The sequence below is a fragment of the Lysobacter firmicutimachus genome, assembly GCF_037027445.1.
GTDB lineage: Bacteria > Pseudomonadota > Gammaproteobacteria > Xanthomonadales > Xanthomonadaceae > Lysobacter > Lysobacter firmicutimachus.
Window position 1 is genome coordinate 2,619,419 of sequence record NZ_JBANDL010000002.1, and the last position, 17,294, is coordinate 2,636,712.

Here is a 17,294-nt window from a genome sequence, read left to right on the forward strand (position 1 = left end):
CCATGGCTCTGAATCTGAGAACTCCAGGCGTGTACATCGTGGAGGAGTCGAAGTTTCCTCCGTCCGTGGTGCCGGTCGAAACCGCGATCCCCGCGTTCTTCGGCTACACGCGCAACGCCCAGTACAAGGGCAACAACCTCCTGAACCGTCCGGTGGCGGTGAATTCGCTGCTCGAGTTCCAGGAGATCTTCGGCCTGCCCCCGGTCATCGGAGGGTTTGCCATCTCGCTGGACGAGGAGGGCCGGGTGGCCGCGCCCGCCGCCGACCCGGGGCAGGGACCGAATGCGCGGTTTCGCCTGGGCTACGCGCTGAGGCACTTCTACGACAATGGCGGCGGCCGCTGTTACGTGGTGAGCGTAGGCACCTATGCCGCCAGCGCCGTGGTCAACGACATCGTGGACGCGCATGTGGCGGGGCTGGAGGCATTGGCGCGCGAAGACGAGCCCACGCTGATCGTCTTTCCCGACCTGAGCGGGATGCGGCCCGCGCCCGGCGCCAACCCCGCCGAGGTCGCCGCCAACCTCGCCGCCACGCGCGCCGCCTATCACTCGGTGCTGGTGCAGGCCCTGAACCAGTGCGCCACGCTGGGGGACCGCTTCCTGATCTGCGATCTGTGGGACGGCAACCAGCCGGGCAGCGAGGGCATCGCCGCCTTCCGCAACGGCATCGGCACGAGCAACCTGAAGTACGGCGCGGCTTACCACCCGCATATCCGGACCACCATGGCCTGGAACTGGGACGAGTCCAGCATCACCGTCACGCAGGTCGCGCGCCGGAACGACGATGGAACCGTGGACCGGCCCAGCCCGCACAACGGCATGACCCTGGCCGCGCTCAAGGGCGGCGCGCCCAATTCCAGCCCGTTGATCTACGGCAACGCGCGCAACGAGCTGGCTCGTTTCACGGTCACCTTGCCGCCCGCCGCCGCGATGGCTGGCATCTATGCCACCGTGGACCGTACGCGCGGCGTGTGGAAGTCGCCGGCCAACCAGAGCCTGGCGTCGGTGATCGATCTGAGCGTGCGCATCGATCAGGACCTCAACGACATCATGAACGTGGAGCCCAGCGGCAAGGCGATCAACGCTTTGCGCTTGTTCAGCGGCAAGGGCTTCCTGGTCTGGGGCGCGCGTACGCTGGCCGGCAACGACAACGAATGGCGCTACGTGTCCGTGCGGCGTTTCTTCAACATGGTCGAAGAGTCGACCCGCAAGGCCACAGAGCCGTTCGTGTTCGAGCCGAACGACGCGGGCACCTGGGCCAAGGTCAAGGCGATGATCGAGAACTTCCTGGTCATCCAGTGGCGCGAAGGCGCGCTGGCCGGCGCCAAACCGGGCGACGCGTTCTACGTGAACGTGGGCCTGGGCTCCACCATGACGGCGCAGGACATCCTCGAAGGGCGCATGAACGTCGAGATCGGCATGGCGGTGGTCAGGCCTGCCGAGTTCGTGGTGCTGCGTTTCTCGCACAAGATGCAGGAGGCCTGACCCATGCCGTACAAGACACCAGGTGTACACGTGGAGGAGATCTCCACGCTGGCGCCCTCCGTCGTGGCGGTGGAAACCGCCGTGCCGGTATTCATCGGCTACAGCGAGCGCGCGCAGAGCACCGCGGGCGAGGATCTTCGCTTCGTACCCACGCGCATCCGCTCGTTGCTCGACTATCAGCAATCATATGGCGGCGAATACACGCCCGCCGCTTATCGGGTCGTGGTGGACACCGCTGCCGGCAACCTGGTTGGCGCGGTGTCGCCGCGCAACGCGGCCGACGTCGAGCGACGCTACTACCTGGCCACCGCCCTGCGGCATTTCTACGCCAACGGCGGAGGCCCGTGCTATGTCGTTTCCGTGGGGTCGTACGCGGATGCGCCGGCGCTCGGCAATACCACCACGCCCGCCGGCCTGCTCGGCGGGCTGTCGCGCGTAGAGGCCGTGGACGACCCGACGCTGCTCGTGTTCCCCGACGGCGTCTCGCTCAGCGCCGCTGAGATGGGATCGCTGCAGGTTGCGGCGTTGGCCCAGTGCGAGAAGCTGCAGGACCGCTTCGTCATCATGGACCTGGTGCAGGGCGACCAGCCGGTGTCCTTGGCGCTGGACCCGGTCGGCAACTTCCGCCAGAACGTGGGCACGTCGTCCCTGCGGTACGGAGCCGCCTACTACCCCTGGGTCCGGACCATCTACCGGCCGGACGTGGACTTCCGCCAACTCAACCTGGTCACCCCGGCGCTGGCGGCCATTCCCGCGGGGACCATCAACACGCTGACTGGCGACACGACGATCGACGGCCTCGTCACCGCGACGCGCTCGGCCGATACCGCCGCGACCACCGTCGTGGGCACGGTGAACGTCTCCGCCATGGCCGGACCGAACCCGCTCACGCTCACGCGCGCGAACTTCGGACAACTCAGCCAACACTATGCCAGGCTCCTCGATCTGCTGCGGCAGACGGACGCCGCCACTGCGGCCGCCACGGTGCGCCAGCGCTTCGCCAACCTGGTGCTCCTGGTCCGTGCCGTGGCGCTGGCGCTGCGCGCACTGCAGACTGCGGCGCCGTCGCTGCCTGCATCGGTCAATCTCGCCGTGACCGACCTGAGCAACGACTCCGAGCTCGCGGCCGGCATCTCGGCGCTGATCGCCTACGAAAAGAACGCGGACGTCATGGGATCGATCTCCGGTACGCGCGGGATCGCCGAGGTCGAGGGCGACTACGCCGCTCTGAACGGTTCGCCCTGGATCGCACCCAACGCCAATGCGGGCGCCATCGCCGCCAGTGCCGACGCGTTCGGTGGCGCCACCGTGCGGGCCACGGCGCTGAATGCGGCCTCGGCGCTGCGCGGGCTGTTCGAGCGGCCGGCCGCCGCGGTGCTTGCGATCTTCGCCAGCGTGGAGTTTCTGGCCGACGAGGCGCAGAACCGGCTGTTCGAGAGGCATCCCGTGTTCGCCAACATCCTCGAGCAGGTCAACGGCGTCATGACCCTGCAGCCGCCCTCGGGCGCGGTGGCCGGCGTCTACTCGGCCGTGGACCGCACGCGAGGCGTGTGGAAGGCGCCGGCGAACGTGTCGGTGGCCGACATCAGCGGCGTGGCGGTGAAGATCAACGACAAAGCGCAGGAGGATCTGAACGTCACCAGCACGGGCAAGAGCATCAATGCCATCCGCACCTTCACGGGCAAGGGCTCGTTGGTCTGGGGCGCCCGGACCCTGGCCGGCAACGACAACGAATGGCGCTACGTGCCCGTGCGCCGATTCTTCAACATGGCCGAGGAATCGATCAAGAAGGCCACCGAGGTCTTCGTGTTCGAGCCCAACGACCGCGGCACCTGGGTGCGGGTTCGCGCCATGGTCGAGAACTTCCTGACGGTGCAGTGGCGGCAGGGCGCGCTCGCCGGTTCGGTTCCGCAGAAGGCGTTCTTCGTGAAGATCGGATTGGGCGAGACCATGACGGCCCAGGACATCCTGGAGGGAAGGATGATCGTGGAGGTCGGCATGGCGGTCGTCCGGCCGGCCGAATTCATCGTGCTGCGCTTCGCGCACAAGATGCAGACCTCTTAACTTCTGCAGGGAGACGAGAACATGGCTGAGTATCCGTTGCCGAAATTCCACTTCGAGGTGGAGTGGGGTGGCACCCGCATCGGCTTCACCGAGGTCACCGGCTTGGAAGTGACCACGGAGAAGATCGAATACCGCGATGGCGCGAGCCCGGAGTATCACAAGATCCGCATGCCCGGCATGCAGACCTTCGGCGACCTCACGCTCAAGCGCGGCATCTTCGCGAACGACAACGAGTTCTACGCCTGGTGGGACTCGGTGTCGCTCAACACTATCGAGCGCCGCGACATCACCATCAGCCTGCTCAACGAGAACCACGACCCGGTCGTGATCTGGAAGGTGAAGAACGCGTGGCCAACGAAAGTGACATCCACCGATCTGAACTCCTCGGGCAACGAGAGCGCGATCGAGACGCTGGTGCTGGCCCATGAGGGCCTGACCATGGCGAACGGCTGATCCATGGACCTGAGCTACCCGCATCCGGGATTCCATTTCCTGGTGGTCTTCGAGCTGCTGCCGCAGTTCCCTTACGACACGCGCTGGCAAGAGGTGTCGGGCCTCAGCGTGAGCACGGAATTCGAGAGCTGGCCCGAAGGAGGCGAGAACCGCTACGCCCACCAGTTGCCCAAGAGCCTGCAGTTCGGCGAACTGACGCTCAAGCGCGGCAAGTTCATGGGGTCCGGGGTGCTGCACTGGGCGCGCAAGGCCATGGAGCAGTTCGAGTACAAGCCCGTCAACCTGATGATCTCGCTGCTCGACGAGGAGCATCTGCCCCTCTACAACTGGTATGTGACCGGAGCCGTTCCCAAGCGCCTGGAGATTGCGGGCATCAATGCCGGCAGCAACGAGATCCTGATCGAATCGCTGGCCCTGCAGTACCAGTATTTCAAGTACTACGACCCGGCGAGCGTGGCCCTGGATGCGGCTGCGGCGCTCTCGGGCAGCGTGGGGGTGAGCTTCTGATGCCCATCGAGATCCGCGAACTGGTGATTCGCGCCACGGTGGATCCCGCCGCGGGCGGGGGCGGGGGCGGTGGGCCGGGAAACTGCGGTCTCCCCGCGGGCAAAGACGGCCAGGATCAGGGCGGAGCACCCGGCGCCCACGCGGATTCCGCGCCCGCCGACGGCGACCTGGTGCAGGTCTGTGTGCGCGAAGTCATGCGCATCCTCGAACGCAAGGGAGAACGCTGATGCTGTTCGAGAAAGGAAAGCTCGAGAAGCTCACGCTGCGCGCGTTCAAGCCGGCGGCCAGTCCGGAGGACAAACCCGTCCCGTCGGATAGTCCGGAAGACACGTACGTGGTCCAGGTCAATCCGGGCACGTACACGCTGAACAAGCTGATCAACTACTCGCGCCAGACGGGGCAGGGCGATACGGCGTCCGAGGCGCTCTACAACAACACGCCTCCGGCGAATCTTTCCTTCGAATTCCTGTTCGACGGCACCGGTGTCGTGCCCGAGCCCTCGGAGCTCGGCGACATTCCATTGGTGGGCGCCATCGCCTCAGCGCTGTCCGGACCGAAGAAGTTCGTGGTCATGGACGAGATCCAGAAGTTCGACCGCCTGGTACATGCGTTCGACGGCACCATCCACCGGCCGCGCGAGTTGCTGTTGGTCTGGGGCGCGCTGGTATTCCCCTGCGTGTTGACCTCGGTGAGCTACCGCTACACCTTGTTCAAGCCGGACGGCACGCCGCTGCGCGCCATTGCCGCTTGTTCGTTCTGCGAGCACGTCCCCAGGTCGCTGGCGGAGCGCAAGAAAAACGCCACTTCGCCGGATCTGACGCATCTGCGGGACGTGCGCGAGGGCGACACTCTTCCGGCCATGGCGTACGCCATCTACGGAAAGCCCGAGCTGTATCTCGAGGTCGCCCGCGTCAACAAGCTGGTGAATTTCCGCCGCCTGCGCCCGGCCAGCCGGGTCGCTTTCCCCCCGGTGGGGGTGAAGGCATGAGTGCGCTGCCCATCACTCGCCCCACCGACGTCATCACGCTGACCGTGCAGGTCGACGGCGCCGAGCTTCCGCGCACCGTGGCCTTGCAAGGCGTGGAGGTGGTCAATCAGGCGAACCGTGTGCCTTATGCCCGCCTGCGTATCGGCGACGGCGACGCGGCGCGCGGAGACTTCATGCGCAGTACCGGCGAGTTGTTCGTGCCGGGCAACAAGATCCAGATCGCGGCCGGATACCACGGCGAAACGGAAGCCATCTTCGGCGGCGTCATCCTGACCCAGCGGATCGTGTCCCGCGACGGCGCGTCCTGGCTGGAAGTGGAATGCCGCGACCCGGTGTTCGTCATGACGCTGGTGCGACGAAACCGCTATTTCGAGGAAATGAGCGACAGCGATGTGGCGAAGAAGCTGTTGGGCGAGTATCCCGGCTCCGGCGTGAGCGCGGGCGAAGTCGCGAGCAGCGACGTAAGCCATCCGCAGCTGCTGCAGTATCAGTCCAGCGACTGGGACTTCCTCGTGAGCCGCGTCGAGGCGGCGGGACAGCTGTGCTTCGCCGACGCAGGCAAGGTGGCCACGGTCAAGCCGACGCTGGACGACCCGCCGGCGGCAGCGCTTGATTATGGATTCACGGTGCTCGAACTCGATGCGGAGATCGACGCCCGCACCCAGTCCGGCGCCGTTCGCGCGGTGGCATGGGACCCGGCGGAGCAGACGCTGCTGGAAGCCAGCGCGAAGGACCCGGGCTGGAGCGGCAACGGCAACCTGGGCGCGTCGAAGTTGAGCGCCGCCGCCGGCCGCACCGAGGACGTGCTGTGGCACGGCGGCAGCCTGGCCAACGATCAGTTGCAGAAATGGGCCGACGGCGCGCTATTGCGGGCCCGGCTGGCCGCCGCTCGCGGCCGCGTTCGCTTCGTCGGCCTGACTGCCGTCAAGCCCGGGGCACTGCTGGAACTCTCGCGCCTGGGAGAACGCTTCAACGGCAAGGTCTATGTCACCGGGGTGCGTCACGAGTTCAGCTCCGGCAGATGGATCACCGATGCCGAGTTCGGATTGCCGCGCGAGCCGCATGCTGCGCGCGTGGCGATGGACCACCTGCCGGCCGCGGGACTCGCGGCCGCCGTGCATGGGCTGCAGATCGGGGTGGTCAGCGAACTGGCCGACGACCCCGGCAAGGAGCACCGGGTGCGGGTGAAGGTGCCGCTGGCCGGAATGGGCGAGCAGGGCGTTTGGGCGCGCGTGGCCACCCTGGATGCGGGCGACAAGCGCGGAACGTTCTTCCGGCCCGAGGTAGGCGACGAAGTCGTTCTGGGTTTCTTCCATGACGACCCCTCGCAGCCCGTGATCCTCGGCATGCTCCACAGCCGCAAGAAGGCGCCGCCGCTCGAAGCCACGGCGGACAACCATACAAAGGCCTACGTGTCGCGCAGCGGGCTCACGCTCGAGTTCGACGACGACAAGAAAGTCATGACGCTGAGGACTCCCGGCAAGAACCGTATCGTCCTCAGCGACGAGGACGGCGGCATCACGCTCGAGGACCAGCACGGCAACAAGCTGGTGCTGGGCGAGGAGGGCGTGGTCATCGAAAGCGCGAAGAAGGCCGTGGCGCTTACCGCCAAGACCAAGCTGGAGGCCAAGGCCAACAAGATCGCCCTGGAGTCCCAAACGACGCTGGAAGCCAAGGCGCAGGCCAAGGCCGAGGTTTCCAGCAGCGGAAACCTGACCCTCAAGGGGTCGATGGTGATGATCAACTGAGGAACGGATCGACTGCCATGCCGCCCGCTGCGCGCGCCAACGACATGCACGTCTGCCCCATGGTCACCGGTACGGTGCCGCACGTGGGCGGGCCGGCATTGCCCGGGGCGCCGACCGTGATGATCGGCGGCCAGCCCGCACTGCGGGTGGGCGACATGTTGACCTGCACCGGACCGCCGGACGTGGTGGTGGCCGGCAGCGGCAGCGTGATGATCGCGGGCATGCCGGCTGCGCGCCTGGGCGACAGCACCGCGCACGGCGGCAGTCTCGTCGTGGGCTGCTTCACTGTGATGATCGGAGGTTGAGGTGGCCGACAATCCTCAATTCCTCGGCAAGGGCTGGTCGTTTCCGGTGACGTTCGGCAACCAGGGGCGCAGCGTCGCCATGGCGGAGGCCGAGGACGACATCCGCCAGAGCCTCGACATCCTGCTGTCCACCGGACTGGGCGAACGCGTGATGCGCCCGGGCTTCGGCTGGAAACGCGACGCCCTGCTGTTCGAGCCGCTGTCGACGTCCTTCGCGTCGTACCTGGCGCAGGAGATCGAGAGCGCGATCTTGTTCTACGAATCGCGCATCGAACTCAACCGCGTGGACTTCGACCCCGCTGTCGACCAGGCCGGGCTCATTCTGATCCGCCTGGACTACACCATCCGCGCCACCAATACCCGCACCAACCTGGTCTATCCCTTCTACCTCGATCATGCGGAGGCGAAGGCCTGACCATGGACCTGTTCCGCCGCTATGGAAACCTGCTGCGGCCCGACGGCGCCAACCAGTTGCAGCGTTTGTTGCCCGGGCTGGAGGCGGACTACGTCGTGCCGGACGAGCGGTCGTTCTCCGACCTGCTCGCCTATGCGCATCGCGTGGCGGCGGAAGTTCGCTATTACGACCTGTCCGGCCAATCCACCGGCGATTGGCAGGCTCTGTTGGAGCCGCTGCTGGCGCCCGGCACCGACCGCATGCGCTCGGCCGGCGATCTTGAGCTGCTGCTGGCTTCGCGCTCGGACTGGCCACCGCACCTGGTGCTGTTTCTCGCGTTCCTCCGACTGTTCCAGCATCTGCAGGACGACCTCAACGATCTGACGCGTCGCCACCTGCTGCACTACTACACCCGTCAGCTGGGCCTGTTGCTTCGCGCACCCGAGCGCGACTGCGTACACGCCGTCTTCGAGCTGGCGCAGAACGCGGCCGCGACGCGCTTGCCCGCGGGCACTTTGCTCGACGGCGGCAAGGACAGTGCGGGCCGGCAACTGGCCTACGCCCTGCAGAACGAGATCGTGGTCAACGCCGCCGTCGTGGCGCAGGTGCGCCGCGTTGTGGTGGAGGAGGACATCCAGCACCATCGTCGCGTGTTCGTCGCCGACGGATTCTCCGCGCTCGAAGGGCCCGGGGGCTACACCTTCGGGCGGCAGCAGCTGGACCTCGATGTCTCGCAGCGCTTCATGCAGGAAGCGTCGCTGGGATTCGCCGTGGCCGCGCCCATCCTCAGGCTCGCCGAGGGCGAGCGTCGCATTACGCTGCGCGCGCATCTGCGCGTGGACGGCGCCGCCCCGATCAGCACGCAGGGGCTCACCGGTGCGGTCGCGGTGACCATGAGCGGCGCGGAAGGCTGGCTCACTCCGGATCGCGTGGAGGCCACGCTGGTGGCCGATTCCGGCTCCGGGCAGCCTGCGCTTGACCTGACGATCGACGTGGGCTCGGCGTCTCCCGCGATCGTACCCTTCGATCCTGTCTTGCACGGCGCCGGCATGACCAGCGACCGGCCTGTGCTGCGTTGCCTGGTGAATGGCGCATCCGGGACCTTCGAGCTCTTCGACCGCTTCGCCGTCGAGCGCATCGACCTGGCAGTGAGCGTGTCGGGGCTGCATGGCCTGGTGGTGCAAAGCGACGAAACCCCGCTGGATGCGGGCAAACCCATGCCCCTGTTCGGCAGCCAGCCGCGCATCGGCAGCGTGTTCTACGTGGGCAGCGAGGAGGCGTTCTCGAAGAGATTGGACTCGCTGACCTTCAACCTGGAGTGGAAGTCTCCGCCGCTCGACCTGTTCGATCACTATCGCGGCTACTTCGACACCGTCAACAACACCCTGTCGGACACCTTCGCCAACAATTTCCGCGTCAGCGTGGACCTGTTGCACGAGCGGGCGTTCCGCCGGCTGCTGGTGAACCAGACGCTGTTCGAGCCGGTCACCGCCGATGTCAACGCCATCACAGCCAATGCCAGTGCGTTCAACTTCGCGTTTCAGGGGCTGGACTACCGCGAACAGCCCGATCTGCAGGTGCCCGACACCTTCGCACCTCAGAGCCGCGCCGGTTTCGCGCGCCTGGTGCTGAGCGAACCGACGCGCGACGATTTTGCGGTGTTCTCCGGTGCGGTGCCTTTCGAGGCTTTCGGCCACCCGGTGTTCGCGCAACGGTATGCCCGCCAGGCCATCAAGCTGGCGACTTCTCCGCCGGGCACGAATGTTCCGCTGCCCAGCGATCCATACACGCCAGTATTGAGTTCGCTGACCCTGGACTACCACGCGACGGGCGATTTCGTGCCCAACGACGACCAGCCGGCAGCGTACTTCGTGGTCGGCCCGCACGGTGCCGTGCGCGCCCCGGACCCCGCACAGGCTCGCCTGGTGCCGCGCCTGAGCGCTCGCGCGGAGTTGCTGCTGGGCATCGACCGCTTGCAACCGCCCGGCACGCTGACCCTGTACTTCGAGATCGACGCCGGCACGGCCGAGTCTGCCGACGTGCTGGCCACCGGGGACACGCGATGGAGCTATCTCGGCGCCGGCGATCAGTGGCGCCCCTTGAGCGAGGGTTCCCTGCTCATCGACACCACACTGGGGTTCCAGAGTCCCGGCATCATCGCCATCGATGTGCCGGCCGCGGCCGTGCTCGAGCACCAGAGCCTGCCGTCCGGGCTGGCCTGGCTGCGCGCATCCATCGACAAGCCGCCCGGGGGCGCCGCGCGCACGCTCTCGATCCGTTCGCAGGCCGCTGCCGCCCGCTTCGAACCGGGCGCTGCGCCGCTGGAGGAATTCGCGACCCATCTGCGGCAAGGCTTGCCGGCCGCTTCGATCAAGGCGCTGGTTCAGCGCAATGCGGCGATCCGCGCCATAACCCAGCCGCGGCCTTCCTTCGACGGGCGAGGGCCGGAAAGCAACGAGGATTTCGTTCGCCGCGCCAGCGAGCGGCTGCGTCACCGCCGGCGCCCTGTCACGCCCTGGGATATCGAGCGCCTGGCGCTCGAGCGTTTCCCCGAAGTGTTCAAGGCCAAGTGCCTGCCGCACACCGATGCGGACGGCAGGGCTCGCGCAGGCCATGCGGCCCTGGTGGTGGTGCCCAACCTGCGCCGGGGCGGCGCCGCCAATCCGCTGGAGCCTCGCGCTGGCGAGGACCTGCTGGCACGCATCGCCGATTACTTCGACGGCCTCGGCACGCCGTTCCTGGACCTGCATGTGATCCGGCCGGTGTTCGAACGCGTTCGGGTCGAAGCCAAGGTCGTGTTCGGGCCCGGCTTCGACCCGGGCTACTACAGCGGCGTGTTGAACGAAGACCTGCGCCGCTTCCTGTCGCCCTGGGCGTACCAGGTGGGCGAGGACATCCCGTTCGGCGCGCGCATCTACCGTTCCGAGATCCTCGCATTCATCGAGGGACGCCATTACGTCGACCACCTCGTCGGCCTGCGCATCTACCACACGTACTCGGGAACCAAGGCCGAGGGCATCGGCTCGATGGTCATCGACGAGGACTTCATCGTCCATGCACGGCCGAAGCCTGGCTTGGGAGAGATGCGGGTCGACGACGATTTCATCGTCGGGCGCGCATTCGAGTCGGCCGGCACCACGCAGGCGCACGCGATCCTGGTCTCACATCCGCAACACCTCATCACGGCCGTGGCGCCCGGCGAGGAGGTGTGCTCGGGCGTGACGGCGCTCGGCATCGGCTACATGACCGTCCGCCTCGATTTCGAAGTCGGCTTGGAAGTGTCGTGAAATCTCCAGATCAACATGAGCGGGTGGGTGACCTATGAGCAACCAGACAAGGGACTTCCTGAAGAACTCCTACTTCAAGAACGGCGATCGGCCGGACCAGGGGGCGTTCGGCGACCTCATCGACAGCTGTTTGAACAAGGCGACCGACGGCCTCGACCTCGACGCCGACGGCACGCTGATGCTCTCGCGCGGCCTGCGCCTGGGCGACAGCGCCGTGCCCAATATCGCCGGCGGGCTGCGCTTCAACGGCGGCCAGCTGCAAGTCAACAATGGCGCCGGCTGGAGCAACGTCGGCGGCGGGGAAGGCGGCGGGTTCGCGGCCGTGGGCGCGGCCGGCGCGATCTCCTACAGCGCCGGCCGTGTCGGCATCAACACCGGCGCGGCGGAACCGGCGGCGAGGCTGGAAGTGGTGCTGGGCCCGAACACCGGGCCGGCCGAGCAGGCGCGCTTCGGCAACGCCATGGTCGGCAGCGGCGGCGCCGCCTTCAGTTCCTTCGCGCTGTTCGGACATCAGGCGCTGGGCGCGAATGTCGGCGCGGTGAATTCCAGCTATGCGTTGAGACAGTCGAATACCGGGGCGGTAAATCTCAACGCAGCGACCGGGCAGGTACTGAGCCTGCGCCAGGGCGGCAACTCCGTGCGCCTAGGCATCACGACCAACGGCAACGTCGTGGTCGGCTCCGAGTCCGAGCTGGCAGGGTCGGGCGCCGCCGTGTTCCAGGTGGCCGGCGGTGCGTTCAAGAACGACGGCAACGGCGCTTGGGCCTTCACCTCCGACGCCCGGGTGAAGGACGATGTCCGTGATCTGGACGCAGGCCTGGCCGAGCTTCGCCGCGTGCGTCCGATCCGCTATCGGTACAACGGCCTGGCCGGCACGCGCGCCGGCCAGCAGGGAGTGGGCGTCCTGGGCCAGGAGATCGAGGAGATCCTGCCCGAGACCGTGGAGAGACTGCCCACAGACTCGAACGCCGACGGCATGGAGGACCTGCGGGTGTTCAATCCTTCGGCGCTCACCTTCGTGCTCATCAACGCCGTCAAGCAACTCGCCGACAAGGTCGATGCGCTGGAGCACGCCCTGGCTCAGGCCAGGTCGCAGGCTGCGCGATGAGCCAGACGCTGCGCATTTCGGCTGCGCCGCCGGACCGGATCAGTCTGGACTACGCCAGGCTGCGCGAAGGCGGGATGCAATCGATCCGGGCCTTGGCCAAGGACAGTTGGACGGACCACAACGTCCACGACCCGGGCATCACGCTGCTCGAGGCGGCCAGCTACGCCATCACCGAGTTGGGGCTGAAGCTGCAGCTCGACATCGCCGACCTGCTGCGCAGCGGCCAGGCGCACGCCGAAGCGGAGTACGAACCGGCGCACCGTGTGCTGCCGGTGGGTCCGGTCAATGCGCGGGATTTGCGCGCCCTCCTGCTCGACCACCCGCTGGTGAGCGACGCCCAGATCTTCCATCCCGGACAGAACGAGGTCGCCTTCTACGAAGTCGATGCCGATCCCCCTCTCACGTTCGTGCCGCCGCCCGTCGCGCCGGTGCGCTCGCGCACCGCCGGGCTCTACGACGTACTGGTAGAACTGTCCCAACGCGACCTCAACAGCAATACCTATCCGCTTCCGGTGCTGGCGGCCGGCGATACCTGGGATATCGAAGTCGCGTTGCCCTGCTGGGACGACATCGAGGCCGCGCCCTTCCATCGGCCCGTGACGCTCGACGCCGTCGTCATGCTCCCCGATGCCGGAGTTTTCTGGCGCGCGCTGCCGGAACCCCAAAGCTATTTCGGACGCATCCGGGTGGATTACACGGACCTCTCCGGGGCGCCCGGCAGCATGCAGGCCTGGGTGCTTCTGCGCGTGGTGGAGAAGATCGCGCAGCCCGGCCTGGTGGTGCCGGCCATTCTGGTCGCGGCACGGGCGGCGATCGAAACGAACCTACCCGGGGCGCCGCTGTCGCGCTTCGCCATTCGCGTTCGCGAGGCGGCCGTCGCCGTCGCGCAGCTGGCCGATTATGTCGCCGGCTGGCGAAACCTGGGCGAACAGGCCGTGCGCATCGGGCTGGCGCGCGTGCAGGAAATCGCCTTGAACGCCCGCCTTGAGGTCACCGGCGGCATCGACGTCGAAGCGCTGTTGGCGCGCATCTTCCTGGACATCGACGCAATGCTGTCGCCGTACGTGCGTTTCCAGTCGCTGGCGGAGCGTCGCGTCGCCGAACCCGACCCCGACTCGATCTACGACGGGCCGCTGCTGCGCCGGGGCTTCCTCGATCGCGCCACCAGCGGCCGGGCGATACCCGATGTGATCTACACCTCCGACATCTTGCGGCGGATCATGCAACGCCGCGGCGGTGGCGGCGACGACGTGGTCACTCAGGAGGACGTGGCGGCGCGCGACATCGTCGCCGTCACCGACCTGACCCTGGCCAACTTCATCAACAACCGGCCCATTACCTCGGGCGCCGAGGACTGCCTGCACCTGGTGCAGATCGCACGCTACCGTCCGCGCCTGAGCCTGGCCAAGTCGCGCATCACCGTCGTGCGCAACGATGTGGAGGTGGCCTACGACACGGCGCGCGTGCTCAGCCTCTTCCAAGCCATGCAGGCACAGGCTTTGGATGAAGCCTTTACGGACGCTCCGTCGCCCGTCTGGCCGGTGGTATCCGGCGACGTCCTGCCGGTGGACGAATACACCCCCTTGCAAATGGATCTTCCGGCGTTGTTCGGCACCGGCGATGCGGCGCTGCCGGACAGCGCCAGCGCCGAGCGGCACGCCGCCGTGCGTCAGCTCCAGGGCTATCTGCTCCTGTTCGAGCAGTTCCTGGGCGACATGACCGCGCAGTTGGGCCACATCAACCGCTTCTATTCCGGGAACGGCGAGGCCGGGACGACTTACGTCACACGCCCGCCGTTCGACCTGCCTGGCGCGCCGCGGTTGCTACGGCAGTTCCCCGCCGGCGGCAACTGGGCCGCCTTCATCGCCGACCCGGACAACCCGGTGGCCGGTGCTCTGCGCCAGGCCGCGGAGACCCGCGAGCGTCTGCTCGATCGGCGCAATCGCATCCTGGACCATCGGCTGGCGCGCCAGGGCGAGGACGCCGCGGCACTGGCGCAGGAGGTGCATCGCTGGGCCCGCGCCGAACTGGACGTACGCGCCTTGCCGCCGGCGCAGCAGGAGCAACGGGTCGCAGACCGACGCGAAGCCGCCGATGCCCGTCTGCTGCGCTTGAAATCCGCGCTGCTGCGCGAAACGCCGGAACTCAGTGCGATGCGCCTGCAGGCGCTCAGCAACCCCGTCCAGCGCGACGAAGGGATGCTTGCCGTCCTGGCCGAAGGCGTCGGTTTCCGCTGGATGCTGAGCCCGGACGGCCAGCCGCGGTTGCGCGGCGCGGCTCCCGAGGTCACGGACATCATGGCCGCGATCTCCGGCGAGCGCGCCCTGGCCTTCGCCGCGCGAACCAGCAACTACATCGGCTTCGACAGCGGTAGTGGCGTTTTCCGCCTGCGGCTCACCGACGGCGCAGGCGTCGCAGCTCAGGCGATCGCGGAGAGTGTCCAGACCTTCGTCTCGCTGGTCGCAGCGAACGCCGCCGCGCCGGCGCTGGCGGCGCTGTTCGCCGCCGCGCGCATCGAGCCCTCCCTGTCGCCGCTCGAGCGCAAGCTGGCCCATCACAGCGGGATACGGAACGCGCGCCGACGTCGCGCGCTCCGCCCCATCGGCGACTTCTTCGAGATCTTCGACGAACCCGCGCCCCCGGGGTTCGTCGGCCGTCGTTGGCGGCTTCGCGAAACCATGCCCGCTGGCGCGGTGCTGCTGGCCAGCGACGTGCGCTACGACGACACCACGGCGGCCGGCGCCGTGGCGCTGGCGGAGCAATCCATCGGCCGCGTGCTGCGTTACGGGATGGACGAATGGAACTATCGCGCGGTCCCCGCGGGCGGCAATACGTTCGCGATCCAGTTGCGCGACCCGACGGGCATATTGCTGGCGGTGGGGCAGGGAACCTTCGCCAGCGCCGCTCTCGCCCGGGCGGGCATCGAGGCCGCGGTCGCGATGCTCTATCGCGAGTACGGCGCCGAGACGATGTATCTGCTGGAGCACCTGCTGTTGCGGCCGCTCGCGAACACGGATGCGCTCCTGTCGCTGCCGGAAGGCGAGGGACGCGAGCGCGATCCCTACAGCCACCGCTTGTCGCTGGTCTTGCCCTCGGGCTATGCACGCGACTTCGCGCTCGCGCCCGCCGATGCCGTGCGCACCCCCGTGACGCCGGACCGCTTCCGCAGTTCGGAATTCCGGCGGCACGTAGAGGGAATGATCCAGCGCTGCTGTCCTGCCCATCTGTTGATCAAGGTGTTTTGGGTGGACCGCGAATCCCCGGCGAGCGCATCGCCGGCAAGCTTCGACACGTTCGAGACCCGGTATCTCGCCTGGTTGGACACGGTGCTGGTCCCGGGCGCACCCGCCGCAGCGGTATCCGCCGCGCGCAATGCCCTGGTGGAGGCGCTCAATGCGATCGCCAATGACGCCTAACCGCCACCGCATCCAGCGTCAGGTCATGGAGCTCACGGTCGGCGATGCCAGAGCAGCGCCGGGCATCCAGGAGCAACTGGCCCGCGCCTGCCGCGAGCCGCTGCTCAAGGGGATGGAGCAGGTGTTCGATGCGGTGGCCTCGGCGCACGAACTGCTGCGGCTGGACCGCGTGGAGATCGACGTGGGCCGGATCGAGGGCGCGGACTGGGCGCCGGAGTTCGAGCGGCGCCTGCTGGCCGAATTGGGGAGGCAACTGGAAGGCCGCGCCGCGGAAGCGCAGCGCCAACGCAGCGCGCAGGCAAGCGAGGAAGGCGGCGGGGAATTCGAAGCCTTCATGTTCTTCCTGCGACACGGAAGACTGCCTTGGTGGAGACGGGCGCCGGACGCGGATTGGCCGCCCCTCTTCGAAGCAGCCGATGCGCGACGCATCGAGGCGGTGCGTTCGCTGTTCGAGGAGGAACCGCGCATCCTGCCACGCCTGATCGATGCCTTGGACGATCCCCGCCTCGAGACGCTGGTCGCCGGCGTCGGGGCGGCACGCGATTGCACCGCGGCGCTGCGCGAACTGCTCCCCGCGGACTCTCCGGCGGCGTATCAGCGCTGGCGTCAAGCGTTCTGGAGCGCAGTGCTCGGATGGTCTCTGGCGCGAGGCGACGCCGTCTCCGGCGCGGCCCTGGTCCAGTCGTTGTTGGCCGATCGCTGCAGACTGGCGATGGAGCAATCGCGGCATCGGAGCGATGTCATGAGCGCATCCACGGGCGAGGCAAGCCCCCCCGTCATCAGGCCGGTAACGACTTCCGCCTTGCCTGCGCCCTGGCGCGAGTGGTGCGAAGCCGCGCTCCAGGACATGGGGCAGGGCGCATCGATCGCCCCCGCAGCGAGCAGGCCTGTGCCGGCGGCCCCCGGCCCGGGCGCTCCGCGGCGCGAGGCGCCGGGACGAAAAGTCGAACCCGCGATGGGGGAAGCGGTCTATCTGCCCTGCGTCGGCATCCTGCTGTTGCACCCCTTCCTCGCGGCGCTGTTCGACGACCGCGGCTTGCTGGAACGTGGTTGCTTCGTCGACGAGGGAGCGAGGCAGCGTGGTGCGCAACTGCTGGGTCACCTCGCGACCGGGCTTGCCCGGACGCCGGAGTACGAACTGGGCTTCGCCAAGCTGCTCACCGGCATCGCGCTGGACTCGCCACTGGAAAGCCTCTGGCTCGAAGAACAGGACATCGCCGCCTGTGCCGAGCTGCTCGACGCCGTACTCGGCCATTGGACGGCGTTGCGCAGCAGTTCGGCGGCATGGCTGCGCAGCCAGTTCTTCCTGCGCGAGGGCAAGCTGGAGGCGGTGGAGGGCGGCTACCGCGTGACAGTGGAACGTCGCGCACAGGATGTGCTGCTCGCGCGACTGCCCTGGGGCTTCGGGGTGATCTCGCTGCCGTGGCTCAACGACAGGATTTTCGTGCAGTGGCTGGATTAGGCGACGGTGTTCTGACACGAGGCGCGCGATTTAAATCCAGTGCGAAAACGTCAGCGTCCGATACGGAGTGACCCATGA

General features: G+C 67.6%; 13 protein-coding genes. All 13 read left to right on the plus strand.

Features of this window, described 5'->3' with window-relative positions:
• Positions 1-2: 2 nt before the first annotated feature.
• The 13 genes from V2J18_RS11515 to V2J18_RS11575 are packed head-to-tail and all read left to right on the plus strand — an operon-like array spanning position 3 to position 17,216.
• Complete coding sequence (locus V2J18_RS11515) at positions 3-1,484, plus strand: phage tail sheath family protein (protein ID WP_064749594.1); 1,482 nt, start codon at positions 3-5, stop codon at positions 1,482-1,484.
• Between the two features lie 3 nt (positions 1,485-1,487).
• Entirely contained in the window at positions 1,488-3,548 is a 2,061-nt protein-coding gene (locus V2J18_RS11520; RefSeq protein WP_336131847.1) for a phage tail sheath C-terminal domain-containing protein, read from the plus strand.
• A gap of 21 nt (positions 3,549-3,569) precedes the next feature.
• Positions 3,570-4,001, plus strand: coding sequence for a phage tail protein (locus tag V2J18_RS11525; protein WP_064749596.1), 432 nt, complete (start codon positions 3,570-3,572; stop codon positions 3,999-4,001).
• A gap of 3 nt (positions 4,002-4,004) precedes the next feature.
• Positions 4,005-4,508, plus strand: coding sequence for a phage tail protein (locus V2J18_RS11530; RefSeq protein WP_336131848.1), 504 nt, complete (start codon positions 4,005-4,007; stop codon positions 4,506-4,508).
• Positions 4,508-4,735 carry a DUF5908 family protein gene (locus V2J18_RS11535; RefSeq protein WP_336131849.1) on the plus strand — a complete coding sequence of 76 codons (228 nt, stop codon included), beginning with the start codon at positions 4,508-4,510 and terminating at the stop codon, positions 4,733-4,735. Before V2J18_RS11530 ends, V2J18_RS11535 begins: the two co-directional genes overlap by 1 nt.
• A complete protein-coding gene (locus V2J18_RS11540) occupies positions 4,735-5,496 on the plus strand; it encodes a CIS tube protein (RefSeq protein ID WP_064749600.1) in 762 nt (253 codons plus the stop codon). The genes V2J18_RS11535 and V2J18_RS11540 overlap by 1 nt, the downstream gene beginning before the upstream one ends.
• Positions 5,493-7,244, plus strand: coding sequence for a type VI secretion system tip protein VgrG (gene vgrG / locus V2J18_RS11545; RefSeq protein ID WP_064749601.1), 1,752 nt, complete (start codon positions 5,493-5,495; stop codon positions 7,242-7,244). Before V2J18_RS11540 ends, vgrG begins: the two co-directional genes overlap by 4 nt.
• Before the next feature lie 17 nt (positions 7,245-7,261).
• On the plus strand, positions 7,262-7,549 hold the full coding sequence (locus tag V2J18_RS11550) for a PAAR domain-containing protein (protein WP_064749602.1): 288 nt from the start codon (positions 7,262-7,264) through the stop codon (positions 7,547-7,549).
• A 1-nt stretch (position 7,550) separates the two neighbouring features.
• On the plus strand, positions 7,551-7,964 hold the full coding sequence (locus tag V2J18_RS11555; RefSeq protein ID WP_064749603.1) for a GPW/gp25 family protein: 414 nt from the start codon (positions 7,551-7,553) through the stop codon (positions 7,962-7,964).
• A 2-nt stretch (positions 7,965-7,966) separates the two neighbouring features.
• On the plus strand, positions 7,967-11,230 hold the full coding sequence (locus V2J18_RS11560) for a baseplate J/gp47 family protein (RefSeq protein ID WP_336131850.1): 3,264 nt from the start codon (positions 7,967-7,969) through the stop codon (positions 11,228-11,230).
• A gap of 34 nt (positions 11,231-11,264) precedes the next feature.
• The gene (locus V2J18_RS11565; protein WP_336131851.1) at positions 11,265-12,338 is read left to right on the plus strand and encodes a tail fiber domain-containing protein; all 1,074 of its coding nucleotides are present in this window, start codon (positions 11,265-11,267) and stop codon (positions 12,336-12,338) included.
• Positions 12,335-15,754 carry a baseplate J/gp47 family protein gene (locus tag V2J18_RS11570; RefSeq protein WP_336131852.1) on the plus strand — a complete coding sequence of 1,140 codons (3,420 nt, stop codon included), beginning with the start codon at positions 12,335-12,337 and terminating at the stop codon, positions 15,752-15,754. The genes V2J18_RS11565 and V2J18_RS11570 overlap by 4 nt, the downstream gene beginning before the upstream one ends.
• Positions 15,744-17,216, plus strand: coding sequence for a contractile injection system tape measure protein (locus V2J18_RS11575; protein ID WP_141233577.1), 1,473 nt, complete (start codon positions 15,744-15,746; stop codon positions 17,214-17,216). The genes V2J18_RS11570 and V2J18_RS11575 overlap by 11 nt, the downstream gene beginning before the upstream one ends.
• Positions 17,217-17,294: the final 78 nt, after the last annotated feature.